Source organism: Pseudomonas fuscovaginae SE-1 (genome assembly GCF_000364705.1).
Classification (GTDB): Bacteria; Pseudomonadota; Gammaproteobacteria; order Pseudomonadales; family Pseudomonadaceae; genus Aquipseudomonas; species Aquipseudomonas fuscovaginae_A.
The window spans coordinates 38,155-54,626 of the sequence record NZ_AQOH01000242.1 but is presented as its reverse complement, the minus strand read 5'-3'; the positions used below and the strand labels follow the sequence as shown (position 1 = coordinate 54,626).

The window sequence follows — 16,472 nt, the reverse complement described above, 5'->3', positions numbered from 1 at the left end:
TGCTCCTGCGGCAGGTAGCCGATATTCAGGTCCGGCATCGGCCGCGCTTCACCGTCGAACTCGGTGTCGACGCCGGCCATGATTTTCAACAGGGTGGACTTACCCGAGCCGTTCAGGCCAAGGACGCCGATCTTGGCGCCCGGGAAAAACGACAGGGAGATGTTTTTCAGGATTTCCCGCTTCGGCGGCACAACTTTGCTCAGCCGATGCATGGTGAAGACGTATTGAGCCATGGAGAACCTAGCGTCAGTGACTGATGAAATATGAAGGCGCAGCCCGGACCGGCAGCATTGCGCGGCATGCGTTATGCATCATCGAATGCAGCGCCAATCCTGCGTCAGCCATGGGAGCGCAAAAACGCCCGCGTAACAGGTAAAATTACCTGAATGTGTGCACCAGGGCAAACCACCAGCCGGAACAGGACTGGCACTTTGCCACAAGTCAAGGCATGCTAGCCGCCCTTCGGGCGTCCGGCTTATAGTGCACGTCGCGCCAATCCAGCCCAACCGCAGGATCACAGTTTGAGCAACGCCAACCCGCCATCGTCCGCGCGCGCATCCCGCCAGGTGTCCGGCACGCCCCTGCGCGGCACCATCAAGGCTGTCCTGGCGATCCTGGTGCTGCTCATGCTCGCCGTACTGTTCTGGCAACTGATCGACCAGTTCCAGCAGACCCGCAAGGTCCAGCGCCAGTACAGCATCGACTACAGCGCCGAGCTGGCTGATCGCATCAGCCTGAACATGAAGCTGGATGCGCAGATCGCCGCCAACCTGCTGCCGATCTTCGAGAAACCCGAGACCCGCGAACAGCAACGGCAACTGCTCGAGAAACTGCGCCTGTCCCTGCCCGCCATCAGGAGCTTCGCCCTGTTCGATAACAAGGGCAACCTGATCGGCGACAGCGCCACCGACAGCCATGACATCGACTACCTGAGCGAGCTGGTCAGGCACAGCAACCGGACCCAGGCCTATTACTTCACCAACGACGACGAGGGTTTGATCGTTCACCTGCTGCTGCACCAGGCCAGCGGCGAGACCAACGGCTACTGGGCGCTGCGCCTGGGGCCGAGCCTGTTCCAGAGCCTGACCCGCCAGACCGGACAGAAATTCCGCCCGACCTGGGTGATCGAAAACCGCCTGAACCATCGCGTGCTCAGCCGCGACAGCGACATCAGTCCGCGGCCGTCGGTGCTGCAACCGGATGACGAGGCCAACAGCGTACTGATCGCGCCACTGTCCAACAGCGACTGGCAACTGCGCGGTCTGTTCGACCAGCGCAAGATGCTCGAGGAACTGCTGCCGGCCCTGATCGGCAAGTGCCTGCTGGGCCTGGGCCTGTCGATGCTGCCGGTGCTGGCGCTGATCAACATGCGGCGTCGCCAGCACCAGGTGCATGAAGGTCGCCGGCGCTACCAGGAAATCTTCGAAGGCACTGGCGTGGCGCTGTGCGTCCTCGATCTCTCCAGCCTGCCGGGGTTCCTGGAAAGCCATCGGCTGGGCGACAGCGAAAGCCTCAAGAAATGGCTCGCCCACGATCCGCAACACCGCCGCCAGTTGTTCGAGCAACTGCGCATCACCGAAATCAATCTGGTCGCGCTGCGCCTGCTCAATGTCGACTCCCGCGAAAGCGCCTGGAGCTGCCTGGTCGAGGGTTGCCCGACCCAGGTCACCGGTATCGGCTACCCGCTGGTCGATGCCCTGCTCAACCAGCAGAGCCAACTGGAACTGGAGATCAAGCAGACCGACGCCCACGGCCAGGACCAGCACCTGTGGCTGGTCCTGCGCCTGCCGGAAGACCCCAGCGACTACAACGCGGTGATCCTGAGCATCAGCGATATCACCAGTCGCAAGCTGATCGAACTGTCGCTGCTCGAACGCGAAGGCTTCTGGTCGGACGTAGTCCGGACGGTACCCGACCACCTCTACGTCCAGGACGTGATCAGCCAGCGGATGATCTTCAGCAACCACCACCTGGGCCAGACGCTCGGCTACAGCAAGAGCGAGCTGCACCAGATGGGCGAGTACTTCTGGGAGATCCTGCTGCACCCCGAGGATGCCGAGCACTATCACCGCCTGCGCCACCAGCAGCGCCACGCCAGCTACAGCCAGTTGCTGCAGTGCCAGCTGCGCTTCCGTCATCGCGACGGCCAGTGGCGGCGCTTCGAGATCCGCGAACAGGCCCTGGCCCGGGACAAGTACGACCAGGTCACGCGGATCATCGGCGTGGCCAAGGACATCACCGACCAGATCGAAGCCAGCGAATCGCTGCGCGACAGCGAACAGCGCTACCGGATGCTGGCCGAAAGCATCAGCGACGTGATTTTCTCCACCGACAGCAAGCTGCAACTGAACTACGTCAGCCCCTCGGTACAGACCGTGCTCGGTTATGAAGCGGACTGGGTGTTCAAGCACGGCTGGCACTCGACCATCGCCAACCCGGCACAACTGACCGGCATCTATCAAATGATGGAACGCGTCAGCAAGGCCCTGGACAAGCCCGAGCAACTGGCCGAGCTGCGCAGCCAGGTCCAGACCCAGCTGTTCCTGTTCGACTGCCTGCGGGCCGACGGACGCAAGATCCCGATCGAGCTGCGACTGGTGCTGGTCTGGGACGAGCACGGCGCGTTCGAAGGCATCCTCGGCGTCGGCCGCGATATCAGCCAGCAACGCCGGGCGGAAAAAGACCTGCGCATGGCGGCGACGGTCTTCGAGCACTCGACCTCGGCGATCCTGATCACCGACCCGGCCGGCTACATCGTCCAGGCCAACGAAGCCTTCAGCCGCGTCAGCGGTTACGCGGTGTCCGATGTGCTGGACCAGTTGCCCAACATGCTGACGGTCGACGACCAGCAGGAAGCCCACCTGCGCTACGTGCTCAAACAACTGGAGCAGCACAACACCTGGGAAGGCGAAGTCTGGCTCAAGCGCCGCAGCGGCGAGCACTACCCGGCCTGGGTCGGCATTACTGCCGTGCTCGACGATGAAGGCGACCTGGCCAGCTACGTGTGCTTCTTCAGCGACATCAGCGAGCGCAAGGCCAGCGAGCAGCGGATCCACCGCCTGGCCTACTATGACGCCCTCACCCACCTGCCCAACCGCACGCTGTTCCAGGACCGCCTGCACACCGCGCTGCAGCAGGCCGAGCGGCAGAAATCGTGGGTGGTGCTGATGTTCCTCGACCTTGACCGTTTCAAGCCGATCAACGACTCCCTCGGGCATGCCGCCGGCGACCGCATGCTCAAGGAAATGGGCACCCGCCTGCTGGCCTGCGTCGCCGAGGACGACACCGTGGCGCGCATGGGAGGCGACGAGTTCACCCTGCTGCTGCAACCACGAGCCACCCGCGAGATGGCCCTGAACCGGGCGATTCACGTCGCCGAACAGATTCTCACCAGCCTGATCACGCCGTTCGTGCTCGAAGGGCGCGAGTTCTTCGTCACCGCCAGTATCGGTATCGCCCTGAGCCCACAGGACGGCAGCGAACTCAGCCAACTGATGAAAAACGCCGATACCGCGATGTACCACGCCAAGGAGCGCGGCAAGAACAACTTCCAGTTCTACCAGGCCGACATGAACGCCAGCGCCCTGGAGCGCCTGGAGCTGGAAAGCGACCTGCGCCACGCCCTGGAACAGAACGAATTCGTGCTCTACTACCAGCCGCAGTTCAGTGGCGACGGCAAGCGCCTGACCGGTGCCGAAGCGCTGCTGCGCTGGCGTCATCCACGCCGCGGCCTGGTGCCGCCGGGGGACTTCATCCCGGTGCTCGAAGAACTCGGGCTGGTGGTGGATGTTGGCGACTGGGTGCTGGCCGAGGCCTGCCGCCAGCTCAAGACCTGGCACCAGAACAAGGTCCGCGTGCCCAAGGTCTCGGTGAACATCTCCGCCCGGCAGTTCTCCGACGGCCAGTTGGGGACGCGCATCGCCACCATCCTGCGCGACACCGGACTGCCGCCAGCGTGCCTGGAGCTGGAGCTGACCGAAAGCATCCTGATGCGCGAGGTCAGCGAAGCCATGCTGATCCTCGCCGGCCTCAAGAACCTCGGCCTGAGTATCGCGGTGGACGACTTCGGCACCGGCTACTCGTCGCTCAACTACCTCAAGCAGTTCCCGATCGACGTACTGAAGATCGACCGCACCTTCGTCGACGGCCTGCCGTCGGGCGAACAGGATGCACAGATCGCCCGGGCGATCATCGCCATGGCCCACAGCCTGAACCTGGCGGTGATCGCCGAAGGCGTGGAGACCCACGAACAGCTGGACTTCCTGCGTGAACACGGCTGCGACGAGGTGCAGGGCTACCTGTTCGGCCGGCCGATGGCGGCGGGCCGCTTCGAGGCGCAGTTCAGCAATGATGCGCTGTTCATGTTCGACTGACGGCCTGCGCCGCAGCGACTGACGCTATCGCCAGCAAACGGAGCGCCGCCCGGCCGGCTCCCACAGTGACCGCGCCAGGTTCTTACCTTATGGGAGGAGTTACCGAGGCGTCGGACCGCCGCGAATGGGCCCGCCAGTCCTGCACCCGACCATAGAATCTCCCACAAGGGGCGGCGCTCGGCCCGCGAAAAAGCCCCCGCGAACCCAACCTGAACACCACTTATCTGCGACATGATGCCCTTTCATATGCCAGATAAAAGCCATTGGGTTAGAATGCCCACCTTTCTGCCCCCGATCCTTGAGGACCGCCATGTTCAGCCGTGATTTGACTATTGCCAAGTACGACGCCGATCTCTTTGCCGCCATGGAGCAAGAAGCTCAGCGCCAGGAAGAGCACATCGAGCTGATCGCCTCGGAAAACTACACCAGCCCCGCGGTGATGGAAGCCCAGGGCTCGGTGCTGACCAACAAGTACGCCGAAGGCTACCCAGGCAAGCGCTACTATGGCGGTTGCGAATACGTCGACGTGGTTGAGCAACTGGCCATCGACCGCGCCAAGGAGCTGTTCGGCGCCGACTACGCCAACGTCCAGCCGCACGCCGGCTCCCAGGCCAACGCCGCTGTCTACCTGGCCCTGCTGCAAGGTGGCGACACCATCCTGGGCATGAGCCTGGCCCACGGCGGTCACCTGACCCACGGCGCCAGCGTTTCCTCCTCCGGCAAACTGTACAACGCCGTGCAGTACGGCATCGACGCCAACGGCCTGATCGACTACGACGAAGTCGAGCGCCTGGCGGTCGAGCACAAGCCGAAAATGATCGTGGCCGGTTTCTCCGCCTACTCGCAGGTGCTGGACTTCGCCCGTTTCCGCGCCATTGCCGACAAGGTCGGTGCCTACCTGTTCGTCGACATGGCCCACGTCGCCGGCCTGGTCGCCGCTGGCGTCTACCCGAACCCGGTGCCGTTCGCCGACGTGGTCACCACCACCACTCACAAGACCCTGCGCGGTCCGCGTGGCGGCCTGATCCTGGCTCGCGCCAACGCCGACATCGAGAAGAAGCTGAACTCCGCGGTCTTCCCGGGTGCCCAGGGCGGCCCGCTGGAGCATGTGATCGCGGCCAAGGCGATCTGCTTCAAGGAAGCGCTGCAGCCTGAGTTCAAGGCCTACCAGCAACAAGTGGTGAAGAACGCCCAGGCCATGGCCGAAGTGTTCATCGCCCGCGGCTTCGACGTGGTTTCCGGCGGTACCCAGAACCACCTGTTCCTGCTGTCGCTGATCAAGCAGGACATCTCCGGCAAAGACGCCGATGCCGCACTGGGCAAGGCCTTCATCACCGTGAACAAGAACTCGGTACCGAACGACCCACGCTCCCCGTTCATCACCTCCGGCCTGCGTTTCGGTACCCCGGCTGTCACCACCCGCGGCTTCAAGGAAACCGAATGCCGCGAGCTGGCTGGCTGGATCTGCGACATCCTGGCCGACCTGAACAACGAAGCGGTGATCGACGCCGTTCGCGAGAAGGTCAAGGCCATCTGCAAGAAGCTGCCGGTATACGGCGCCTGATAGGCCCGCATCCCCCAGCACAAGAGAGCCCGGTCAGCGACCGGGCTTTTTTTCGCCCCTCGGAAAATCACTCACCCCGGTAAGGAGCAGGGCTTGTCGGGGCACCAAACCGCCGCGAGACTTTTAGCGCCCTCGAGCCCCCTTCGCGAGCAAACCCTGCGCCTGCAAACCGAGTGCATACTGCGACAACTGGTCAGACCGGTCGAACCAAATTTTCGAAAAACCGCTTGTGATCCCAGAAAATCCGGGCGTAGACTGAACTCGCACTGGACATACCGGTAAGACCACAACAATTAAGTTCCAATGCCGCGACCACAGGTCCGGACCCGGAACGCCGACCAGGATCCTCCCCATGCTCAAATGGTGCTCGCGTTCGATTTTCCTTCAGGTCGTCCTTGGATTGGTGCTGGGCATCATCTTCGGACTCACCCTTCCCGAATACTCAACCCAGCTCAAACCCCTGGGCGACGGCTTCATCAAGCTGATCAAGATGCTCATCGGGCTGATCGTCTTCTGCGTGGTAGTCAGCGGAATTTCCGGCGCCGGCGACCTGAAGAAGGTCGGCCGCATCGGCCTCAAGTCGGTGATCTACTTCGAGGTGCTGACCACCATCGCGCTGCTGATCGGACTGGTCCTGGCCTTCTCCACCGGCATCGGCAACGGCGCCAACATCCATCTGGAGCAACTGTCCAAGGCCGCCCTGGGCGACCTCGCCGATCGCGGCCAGCACCTGCGCGGGGCCACGCAGTTCCTGATGGACCTGATCCCCAACTCGGTGCTCAGCGCCTTTGCCGACAACAACATCCTGCAAGTGCTGCTGTTCTCGGTGCTGTTCGGCAGCGCCCTGAACCTGGTGGGCGAGTCGGCATCGGGCATCTCGCGCCTGATCAACGAACTGAGCCACGTGATCTTCCGCATCATGGGCATGATCGTACGACTGGCGCCGATCGGCGTATTCGGCGCCATCGCCTTCACCACCAGCACCTACGGCCTGGAATCACTGCGGCAGTTGGGCAATCTGGTGGCGCTGTTCTACATCACCTGCCTGGCCTTCGTGCTGCTGATCCTCGGCCTGGTCATGCGGGTGTCGGGCCTGCGGATCCTGCCGTTCCTCAAGTACTTCCGGGAAGACCTGCTGATCGTCATGGGCACGGCCTCCTCCGATGCCGTCCTGCCACAGGTGATGCGCAAGCTCGAACATCTGGGCATCGGCAGTTCGACGGTCGGCCTGGTGATCCCGACCGGCTATTCGTTCAACCTCGACGGTTTCTCGATCTACCTGACCCTGGCCATCGTCTTCATCGCCAACGCCACCGGCACCCCGCTGGCCATGACGGACCTGCTGACCATCCTGCTGGTGTCGCTGATCACCTCCAAGGGCGCGCACGGCATCCCCGGCTCGGCCCTGGTGATCCTGGCCGCGACCCTGTCGGCGATCCCGGCGATTCCGGTGGTCGGCCTGGTGCTGGTGCTGGCGGTCGACTGGTTCATGGGCATCGGCCGGGCCATGACCAACCTGATCGGCAACTGCGTGGCGACCGTGGCGATCGCCCGCTGGGAAAAGGACATCGACCTGCAACGAGCCCACAAGGTGCTTGAAGGCCAGCAGGGTTATGCCTTCACTCCGAGAAAGCCGAACACCTCAAGTCATCAGCAGGAGTTCTGATGCGATCCGCCCATGGACGGGCACTTGTACCGACCCACCAGCGGCAGCCTCAAGACTGCCCACGGGTCATAGCCTGACCGTTTCACCTGGGAGAGCACCGTGATCAGCTCATCGACCGTCGTCAATTCCGTGGTAGAAAAACTCCGCGCAGCCCTGGCCCGTGGCCAGTGGCGCTCGGGAGAAATGCTGCCGGGCCAGCGCGAGCTGGCCGAACAACTGGGCATCAGCCGCCCGAGCCTGCGTGAAGCGGTAACCGTACTGGAAACCCTGGGCCTGGTGCGCTCCATGCCCGGCAAAGGCGTGCTGGTACTGGACGCCACTCACGAGAGCGTCACCGCCCACAACGGCGTGGCCGAAGCCAGCCTCGAAGACATCCTGCAACTGCGCTACACCCTGGAGCCGTTCATCGTCGGCCTGGTGGCGCAATCGATCAGCAGCAAGGAGGTCGGCCAGTTGCGCCTGACCCTGATGGACATGCGCGAGGCCCTGGACGCCAGCGACAGCGTGGCCGGCATGAACGCCTACCTGGCCTTCCATGAAGAACTGTTCACCCTGACCTCCAACCCGATTTTCCAGAACGTGGTGCAACAGACACGCAACGCACTCAAGCAGAGCGCCGAAGTCCTGCGCAACTCGCCGGAACACCTGGCCGAACGCCTGCGGGAAAACGAAGCCGTGGTCCGTGCCATCCGTAACAGGAACAGTGCCCTGGCGAGTGCGGAAATGCGCCGACACATCCTTCAGGAAGGCCTGCGCATGGGCATCGAACTCACCATCCCGGATGACCTTCCAGGCAGTACCGAGCAGTAATTCACCCGTCGAAGGGAGACCGTTCATGAACAGCGTTGCGACACTTCAGCCCTTCACCGCCCCGCGCGCACGCCGGCAATTCCACATCCGGCCAGCACTGCCCTGCGCCGACGGCCTGTATGCCCGGGTCTTCGAAGACATTCTCGACGGGCAATTCAGCACAGGGCTGAGTGAAGAGCTGCTGATGAGAACCTACAATGCCGGCCGCAGCCAGGTACGCCGAGTCGTGACACGACTGACCCACCAGGGGATCATCTTCGCCCGCCCGAATCAGCGGGCCCACGTCGCCGAACCGGACGCCGAACAGATCCGGCAGGTCCTGCAGGCGCGACGGATGGCTGAAGGCAGTATTATTGAGCGGCTTTGCACGACCACTACCAGACAGGCACTTGAACCGCTGCGCGCGATAGTCGCCCGAGAGCGTCAAAGCGGCGAAACCAGCCGTCAGAGTACAACCACGAGACTAGGCGTCGAGTTTCATCTGGAGCTGGCGCGCATGGCTGGAAATACACCGCTGGTACATTTTCTTGAGGAGCTGGCGCCGTTGACCGGCCTGGCCCTGATGCAGCACCCTTGCAGAACCGAGGATTGGCGATCACGCGAGGCCATTGTCAACGCCATGGAGAATGGCGACGCTGTAACAGCAATGATGCAGATGACAATCTATCTGGATCGGCTGGTAGCCTTGCAGTGGACTCGAACAGGTTAACAACCTCTCCACAACAACCTCTCGCAGGGCTGATAACAATCACAGAACGTTCATTCGCAAAGCAATCTTGTGGGAGCGATCTGAGTTATTGGGAAGTTACGCTCATTCATGCCGGAAGCGTCCGATACACGCAGGACATGCAACACACCCATGCTCGTAGCCTGACTTATGGCAGGGGCACACCAGCATGGAAAGCAACCGTAATCTGCATACCAACTACAAACGAGTGATTGCTACGGCTGAGGAAGACTGGGATCTCTCTCAGAACAACAAACTATCCAACCTCAACGTCGAGGTCATACGACCAAATTATCTGAAGGATCAGTATGGTCGTTACCTGCATCATTTCTGCACCACGTCCTATCTGGGGCTCGACTACCACCCCGACCTTCTCAAGGGTGCAACCCAGGCGATAAGAAGCACTGGAACCTTACGTATCGCCAACTCGAAAAATCGCTGCAAGCTGTCGCTGCTTGAAGAATACGAAGCAGACCTATCCAACCTTTTTCAGAGTCACTGCCTGGCCACGCTATCTTGCAGTGCCGCCAGCGCAGGAGTGCTTCCACTGCTGGCAGCGGGGATCTTCACCGGAAACAAAGCTCCTGCCATGGCGTTTGACCGGTTTGCCCATTACTCGATGAACCATGTAAAGGCTGTTTGCGCGGACGAAACCGAAGTGCTTACCCTTCCACATAACGACATGGACCAACTGGAAAGCCTATGCCGCAGCCGACAGCGTGTCGCCTACATCGCAGATGGTTTCTACAGCATGGGCGGTGCCGCGAATATCAATAGCCTGCTCTATCTTCAAGATCGCTATGGCCTGTTTCTCTATCTGGACGACTCTCATGCGTTGTCGACCGTTGGCCACAAGGGCTGGGGGCACGCCCGCTCAAGCATTAATGAGCTCGGAGAAAATACCCTCATCGTTGCCTCACTGGGCAAGGCATTCGCAGCCGGCGGCGGTTTGGCGATGTTTGGTGATGCACGGCACAAACGCCTGGTACAACGCTATGGTGGCCCCAGCAACTGGTCACAAAGCCTGAATGTAGCGGCTATCGGAGCAGGGAAAGCCTCCATAGCACTCCATCACAGCCCACTACTGAATCACCGCCAGCAACAGTTGCAGGAAAACCTTCAGCTATTCGACTCACTGATTGGCTGTGAGCAATCATGCAGTCCCTCTCCCATCAGACTCATTCAGGTGACTGATGCAATCAAGGCGAACCGGGCTTCGGCGTACCTGGCAGATAATGGTTTCCTCACATCAGCAGTTTTCTTCCCCGTTGTGCCAAAGAACCAGGCAGCGGTGAGAATCACACTGCGAGCGGATATGGAGCCGTCTCTGATAAAGCTATTCTGCAAACACTTGGCGGAGTTCCTTGAATCAGATCACCCAAGGATCAGTTGTTGAGCCCAGAGCAATTCGTCGCGGCATGAACCAGCGCGCCATGCTGTTCGTTACCTGCCTTGCCGTATTGTTGGCACAGGCGGGAATCACGCTCTATCTGCCAGCATTGCCCCGTATTGCCGTAGAGCTCGGGGCTGACAGCTCATTCGCAGGCATGACACTCGGCATCTTTCTATTGGGGATGGGCGCCCCCATGCTGTTATGGGGGCGCCTATGCGCGACACACGGCACCTTTCGCATACTAAGTACCGCCTTGATCCTTTACGGCGCCAGTGGTTTGTTACTGGCCGCAGTCTCGGAAAGCTGGATGTTTCTTACTCTGCGCCTCCTGCAAGGAATTGGGGCTGGCGGAGCCTCTGTAAGCGCCCGGAGCCTGCTACGAGAACACTTTCATGGCTACCAGCTCGCAAAGGCACTGAGCGCCTTGTCCATTTGCTTTGTCTTGTCACTGGGGATCGTTCAATTTCTCGGTGCAGCCCTCGACACCTCAGTGGGATGGCGCTCGGGCTTCGCAGTGATCGGTATGACGGGGCTGTTGCTAGGCACAGCCCTGATCCCAGCAGCAAAGAGCGCAACCACCCCTCTCCATTCGCCAACATGGTCTGTCTACCTTGAGCTCTTGCGAACACCGTCCTTCATTCGCCCAGTGCTGGGAGGAGGTTTGGGCTACACGATTATCGTGCTTTTCAATGGCCTCGCGCCCGGTATTTTCCAACTGCAGTTCAGTTGGACGAGCCTGGATTACGGCATGCTTGGCTGGCCCATCAGCGCGGCTTACCTGCTGGGCACATTGCTGGTCAATCGGCTGGCCTCTCCTGCCCTGGATCACAGCAGGCTGTTCAACGCCGGACTGCTGATACTGCCTATAGGGGCAGTTCTGATGAGTTGTGGCACATTGTTATTTGCCGGGCACGGCGCATTTTTACTCTGGCTGCCTTACTGCCTGATCCTGGTCGGTCAGGGGATCAGCTATCCCCTCTGCCAACTTCTGGCCTGCCAGCAGGTCACGCACGGCCCGCAAGCCATGGCATTGATTGGCCTGCTTCACCAACTGATGGCGGTCGTCGCAGGAGCGTTGGTCAGCCTGCTACCCACCAAAAGCCAGGCGCTGGCGATAGCGTGCCTGGCGCTAGCCCTCACAGCCTGGCTATACGGCCGCACCACCCAAGTTCGCCAGCGCCCCTGAGGCAACACGCTGGAAGCCCTCACGTATTTTCTCTTCAGGCAGGTCGTCGGCAATGAAGACAATCACGCTCTCTCGTGCCGCCCCCTCTTCCCACTCGGTGTCCCAGTCGAAACCATAGAGTTTGAGCACGCCCTGGAACACCAGGCGCCGTGGCTCGCCGGCGATGTTCAGCACGCCCTTGTAGCGCAGCAACTGCTTGCCGTGCGCCTCCAGCAACTCGTTCATGAACTCGCTGAGCCGGTCGATATCCAGCGGCTGGTCGGTGCGCAGCACCAGGCTGGAAATGCGGTCGATGGAATGCCCCTGGCGGACCGGCCGCAGGCTCACGCCACCGCCCAGGTCGGCGTTGAGGTTGAAGCCACGGACATCCAGCAGTTCTGCCAGGTCGATATTGCCATGCTCGACGATGCGGATCGGTGCCCGCCGGTTGATCCGCGTCAGGCGCTCGCTCAAGGCGTCGAAGGTCGCTTCGTCGACCAGATCGCGCTTACTCACCAGCAGGCGGTCGGCAAAGCCGATCTGCGCCTGGGCAATGGTCTGGGTCAGGTGATGCTCGGCGTGGGCAGCGTCCACCAGGGTGATGATGCCGTCGAGCAGGTAGCGCTCGCGCAGCTCTTCATCGATGAAGAAGGTCTGCGCCACTGGCGCCGGATCGGCCAGCCCGGTGCACTCGATCACCAGCCGGTCGAAGAGGATTTCGCCACTGTCCAGGCGCTCGAGCAGCAGGTACAACGCCTTGGTCAGGTCGGTGTGGATGGTGCAGCAGACGCAGCCGTTGGACAGCGTCATGACCTGAACCGGTTCGGCGCCAAGCAGTTGGGTATCGATACCGGCGTCGCTGAATTCGTTCTCGATCACGGCGATTTTCAGGCCATGCTCGGCCTTGAGCAGATGGCGCAGCAAGGTGGTCTTGCCGGCGCCAAGAAAGCCGCTGAGGACGGTGACGGGGATAGGAACGGACAAACGCGAATCTCCCATAGGCTAAAAATGAATGTGGGAGCCGGCCGGGCGGCGATCCGCTTGCTGGCGATGGCGCTGTGTCAGACCAAGGAAAGATCGACAGTCAAAACGCTATCGCCAGCAAGCGGATCGCCGCCCGGCCGTCTCCCACAACGGAATGCGTCGAGTCAGTGACTCAACAACACTTCGGCCCACCCTTGCCGCCGTAACGGGCCTCCTGGCGTTCCCGGAAGAACGCCTCGTAGCTCATCACCGGCTTGTCCGGGTGCTTGGTCTGCATATGCTCGACATAGGTGTCGTAGTCGGGCATGCCGACCATCAGGCGCGCGGCCTGACCGAGGTACTTACCGAGGCGACTCAGGTCATTGAACATTGCAGTGCCCTCCCATCAGGCCCCAGGCACGGCCTGGAACGGTGTTTCCTTGTCCGTACGCTCCTTGTTGCCCCAGGCCGCGACACCGACCTTCAGGGCGTAGAACAGGATGCTGAAGACCACGAACAGGAACAGCGCGGTCAGCGTCGCGTTGGTGTACGCGTTGAAGATCACGTGCTGCATCTGGGTGATGTCCTTGGCCGGGGCCAGTACCTGCCCGGCCTCCAGCGCGCTGCTGTACTTCTTCGCCAGGGCAAGGAAGCCGATGGCCGGGTTGGCATCGAACAGCTTGATGAAGCCCGCGGTGGTGGTGCAGATCAGCAGCCACAGCGCCGGCAACAGGGTCACCCAGATGTAGCGCTGGCGCTTCATCTTGATCAGTACGACAGTGCCAAGCATCAGCGCGATACCCGCCAGCATCTGGTTGGAGATACCGAACAGCGGCCAAAGGGTGTTGATGCCCCCCAGCGGATCGATCACGCCCTGGTACAGCAGGTAGCCCCACAACGCCACGCAACCGGCGGTGGCGATCAGGTTGGCGGTCCAGGACTCGGTACGTTTGAGCGACGGCACGAAGGAACCGAGCAGGTCCTGCAGCATGAAGCGCCCGGCCCGGGTACCGGCATCGACCGCGGTCAGGATGAACAGCGCCTCGAACAGGATCGCGAAGTGGTACCAGAACGCCATGGTGTTCTCACCCGGCAGCACGTGGTGCAGGATCTGCGCGATACCGACCGCCAGGGTCGGGGCACCACCGGCACGCGCCAGGATGGTGGTTTCGCCGATGTCCCGGGCCACCGCCTGCAACGCATCCGGGGTGATCGTGAAGCCCCAACTGCTGACGGTCTGCGCCACGGCCACGGCATCCGCGCCGACCACTGCGGCCGGGCTGTTCATGGCGAAGTACACGCCCGGATCGATCACCGAGGCGGCAACCATCGCCATGATCGCCACGAACGACTCCATCAGCATGCCGCCGTAGCCGATGTAACGGGCGTTGGTTTCGTTATCCAGCAGCTTCGGCGTGGTCCCGGACGAGATCAACGCGTGGAAGCCGGACACCGCGCCACAGGCGATGGTGATGAACAGGAACGGGAACAGCCCGCCCTTCCACACCGGCCCGGTGCCGTCGACGAACTGGGTCAGCGCCGGCATCTTCAGCATCGGCATGGTGATCAGGATACCGATCGCCAGGGCGATGATGGTACCGATCTTGAGGAAGGTCGACAGGTAGTCCCGTGGCGCCAGGATCAGCCACACCGGCAGCACCGCGGCGACGAAGCCGTAGCCGATCAGCATCCAGGTGATCTGCACGCCGGTGAAGGTGAAGGCCTTGGCCCAGACCGGATCGGCGGCGATCTGCCCGCCCAGCCAGATCGAGCCGAGCAGCAGCAGGACGCCGATGATCGAGATCTCGCCGATGCGTCCCGGACGGATGTAGCGCATGTAGACGCCCATGAACATCGCGATCGGGATGGTCGCCATCACCGTGAAGATGCCCCATGGGCTCTCGGCCAGGGCCTTGACCACGATCAGCGCCAGCACCGCGAGAATGATGATCATGATCAGGAAGCAGCCGAACAGCGCGATGGTGCCCGGAATCCGGCCCATTTCCTCGCGCACCATGTCGCCCAGGGAACGACCGTTGCGACGGGTGGACAGGAACAGCACCATGAAGTCCTGGACCGCGCCGGCCAGCACCACCCCGGCGATCAGCCAGAGCGTGCCGGGCAGGTAGCCCATCTGCGCGGCCAGCACCGGGCCGACCAGCGGACCTGCACCGGCGATCGCCGCGAAATGGTGACCGAAAAGGATGTGTTTGTTAGTCGGCACATAGTCCAGACCGTCGTTGTTCAGCACGGCCGGTGTCGCCCGATTGCCATCGAGCTGCATGACCCTGTTGGCGATGAACAGACTGTAGTAACGATAGGCAACCAGATAGATCGCCACAGCAGCGACCACGATCCACAAGGCGTTGATCGCCTCGCCGCGGCGCAAGGCCACTACGCCCAGGGCGCACGCTCCTAAGATCGCCAGCACCAGCCAGGGAAGGTGGCGTAGCGGGCTATTATTATTTTTCATTTTGAGATTCCAGCCAGATGGACAGAAAGACAGCCACCCTGAGTTTAGCGCCAAAGCGCGTCATGACCATACCCGACCTTGGTATGGAGCGGTCTTTTCTTGCCGCCGGGACCATTTCCGGGACATCGCGCCGACGGATGAAAGGCCTTATCACGCCTGGCCGCTTGCCTGGCCCGGCATGGGGTCTATAGTCAGCAGAGTGCGCACAGGAACCTGAACATGAGTGACCATCCGATCAATCGTCGCCGTTTCAAGCGTATCGCGTTCGATGCCATCACCACCCTGAGCCAGGGGGATACGGTCTGGTCGGCGCAACTGATAGACCTGTCCCTCAAGGGACTGCTGGCCCATCAGCCGGACAAGTGGCCCGACGACGCGGCGGGCATCTTCCTGGTCGATATCCGCCTGGCGAAAAATGCCCATGTGAAGATGGATGCCGAGTTGGTCCATGTGGACCATCACCACCTGGGCTTCAAATGCCTGCACATCGGACTGGAGTCGATCCAGCACCTGCGCCGCCTGGTCGAGCTGAACCTGGGCGACGAAGAGGAGCTGGAACGGGAGCTGGACGCCCTGTTCGAGGATTGACCGGGCGTGCCCTCAAGGAAAGGCCGAGCGCTTGGGGAAGTCGCCCTCTGACTCCCAATAGGCCTTCTCCTCTCGCGACGACACTTGCCAGACATCGCCCTTGAGTCGATAGGTCCGGTAGGTGGTCACGAAATCGTCACCGTCCTCATTGGCCATCGACGACGACACCTGGAAAATCTCCGGCCGCGCGTCGCCGGCCTGCCAGGCCGCCTTGCCGGTCTGCGCGAGGAACAGCGGCTTGAGCGTGCCATCCTCCGCCTGGTACTGCATCGGCTGCAGCTTGCGCCGGGCCGGCATCAGCACCTGAGTCGCCGGGCCACTGTAGCTGCCCATGGGCGCGGTCTGGTCGACCGTGAGGAAAAACGCCGGGCTCGGCATGCCCTCCATGGTGGCCTTTTCCAGGGTCGCCAGCGGATAGGCAAGGCCCACGCTCTCGACCTCATCCCCGGATGCCGAGAGCAGCCGCAGGCGGGCCTCGACGATCGGTCGGCTGGCGACATCCTTCGCCAGTGCCTCGTCGTCAAAGGCATCCTCGTCGAATGCACTGCCATTGCCCCAGAGCGACTGATGCAGATCCGAGGTGATCCGCGCATCCTCCAGCAACTCCAGCTCGCCGCCATCCCCCGTGGGCATCTGCTGCGCCAGGCGATAGCCTTGCGGCACCGTGGCCGCGCCGGCCAGGCCGGCCCACAACATGCAACCTGCCAAACACATTGCCGCACCGACAATCCGCATCCCGCTGACTCCTTA

Annotated in this window: 13 protein-coding genes; 8 read left to right on the top strand and 5 right to left on the bottom strand. The window is 61.9% G+C overall.

The window, feature by feature from the left end; all coding sequences use genetic code 11:
• Positions 1 to 233 (bottom strand): ATP-binding cassette domain-containing protein (locus K675_RS0120650; RefSeq protein WP_026145388.1); only part of this gene is annotated, 233 nt, incomplete at its 3' end.
• 288 nt (positions 234 to 521) lie between these two features.
• Between K675_RS0120650 and K675_RS0120645 the strand changes: the two genes are divergently transcribed.
• The 7 genes from K675_RS0120645 (at position 522) to K675_RS0120615 (ending at position 11,719) form a co-directional block, all read left to right on the top strand.
• On the top strand, positions 522 to 4,373 hold the full coding sequence (locus tag K675_RS0120645) for a bifunctional diguanylate cyclase/phosphodiesterase (RefSeq protein WP_017905378.1): 3,852 nt from the start codon (positions 522 to 524) through the stop codon (positions 4,371 to 4,373).
• A 310-nt stretch (positions 4,374 to 4,683) separates the two neighbouring features.
• A complete protein-coding gene (gene glyA / locus K675_RS0120640) occupies positions 4,684 to 5,937 on the top strand; it encodes a serine hydroxymethyltransferase (RefSeq protein ID WP_017905377.1) in 1,254 nt (417 codons plus the stop codon).
• A gap of 352 nt (positions 5,938 to 6,289) precedes the next feature.
• Positions 6,290 to 7,603, top strand: coding sequence for a C4-dicarboxylate transporter DctA (locus tag K675_RS0120635; RefSeq protein WP_017905376.1), 1,314 nt, complete (start codon positions 6,290 to 6,292; stop codon positions 7,601 to 7,603).
• Positions 7,604 to 7,702: 99 nt separating this feature from the next.
• Complete coding sequence (locus K675_RS0120630; protein ID WP_026145387.1) at positions 7,703 to 8,413, top strand: FadR/GntR family transcriptional regulator; 711 nt, start codon at positions 7,703 to 7,705, stop codon at positions 8,411 to 8,413.
• Positions 8,414 to 8,438: 25 nt separating this feature from the next.
• Entirely contained in the window at positions 8,439 to 9,122 is a 684-nt protein-coding gene (locus K675_RS0120625; protein ID WP_017905374.1) for a GntR family transcriptional regulator, read from the top strand.
• 187 nt (positions 9,123 to 9,309) lie between these two features.
• Positions 9,310 to 10,536, top strand: a complete 1,227-nt coding sequence (locus K675_RS0120620) for an aminotransferase class I/II-fold pyridoxal phosphate-dependent enzyme (RefSeq protein ID WP_026145386.1) — start codon at positions 9,310 to 9,312, stop codon at positions 10,534 to 10,536.
• Positions 10,505 to 11,719 carry an MFS transporter gene (locus K675_RS0120615; protein WP_157383966.1) on the top strand — a complete coding sequence of 405 codons (1,215 nt, stop codon included), beginning with the start codon at positions 10,505 to 10,507 and terminating at the stop codon, positions 11,717 to 11,719. The genes K675_RS0120620 and K675_RS0120615 overlap by 32 nt, the downstream gene beginning before the upstream one ends.
• Here K675_RS0120615 and yjiA read toward each other — a convergent pair.
• The 3 genes from yjiA to K675_RS0120600 form a co-directional block, all read right to left on the bottom strand.
• Complete coding sequence (yjiA, locus tag K675_RS31150; protein WP_198291664.1) at positions 11,681 to 12,697, bottom strand: GTPase; 1,017 nt, start codon at positions 12,695 to 12,697, stop codon at positions 11,681 to 11,683. The two genes, K675_RS0120615 and yjiA, sit on opposite strands and share 39 nt — an antisense overlap.
• Positions 12,698 to 12,854: 157 nt before the next feature.
• Complete coding sequence (locus K675_RS0120605) at positions 12,855 to 13,052, bottom strand: YbdD/YjiX family protein (protein ID WP_010448516.1); 198 nt, start codon at positions 13,050 to 13,052, stop codon at positions 12,855 to 12,857.
• A gap of 15 nt (positions 13,053 to 13,067) precedes the next feature.
• Positions 13,068 to 15,134 (bottom strand): carbon starvation CstA family protein, encoded by a 2,067-nt coding sequence (locus K675_RS0120600; protein ID WP_026145385.1) that lies wholly within the window; start codon positions 15,132 to 15,134, stop codon positions 13,068 to 13,070.
• Between the two features lie 219 nt (positions 15,135 to 15,353).
• Between K675_RS0120600 and K675_RS0120595 the strand changes: the two genes are divergently transcribed.
• Positions 15,354 to 15,722, top strand: coding sequence for a PilZ domain-containing protein (locus K675_RS0120595; protein ID WP_017905369.1), 369 nt, complete (start codon positions 15,354 to 15,356; stop codon positions 15,720 to 15,722).
• Positions 15,723 to 15,734: 12 nt separating this feature from the next.
• Here the strand turns inward: K675_RS0120595 and K675_RS0120590 are convergent, their stop codons facing one another.
• Positions 15,735 to 16,457, bottom strand: coding sequence for a hypothetical protein (locus K675_RS0120590; protein ID WP_017905368.1), 723 nt, complete (start codon positions 16,455 to 16,457; stop codon positions 15,735 to 15,737).
• Between the last annotated feature and the right edge of the window lie 15 nt (positions 16,458 to 16,472).

Bases quoted from the DNA above. Each gene is read 5' to 3' on its own strand.
- K675_RS0120625 (WP_017905374.1), top strand. From the start codon at position 8,439: ATGAACAGCGTTGCGACACTTCAGCCCTTCACCGCCCCGCGCGCACGC.
- K675_RS0120595 (WP_017905369.1), top strand. From the start codon at position 15,354: ATGAGTGACCATCCGATCAATCGTCGCCGTTTCAAGCGTATCGCGTTC.
- yjiA (WP_198291664.1), bottom strand. From the start codon at position 12,697: ATGGGAGATTCGCGTTTGTCCGTTCCTATCCCCGTCACCGTCCTCAGC.
- glyA (WP_017905377.1), top strand. From the start codon at position 4,684: ATGTTCAGCCGTGATTTGACTATTGCCAAGTACGACGCCGATCTCTTT.
- K675_RS0120590 (WP_017905368.1), bottom strand. From the start codon at position 16,457: ATGCGGATTGTCGGTGCGGCAATGTGTTTGGCAGGTTGCATGTTGTGG.
- K675_RS0120635 (WP_017905376.1), top strand. From the start codon at position 6,290: ATGCTCAAATGGTGCTCGCGTTCGATTTTCCTTCAGGTCGTCCTTGGA.
- K675_RS0120620 (WP_026145386.1), top strand. From the start codon at position 9,310: ATGGAAAGCAACCGTAATCTGCATACCAACTACAAACGAGTGATTGCT.
- K675_RS0120605 (WP_010448516.1), bottom strand. From the start codon at position 13,052: ATGTTCAATGACCTGAGTCGCCTCGGTAAGTACCTCGGTCAGGCCGCG.
- K675_RS0120600 (WP_026145385.1), bottom strand. From the start codon at position 15,134: ATGAAAAATAATAATAGCCCGCTACGCCACCTTCCCTGGCTGGTGCTG.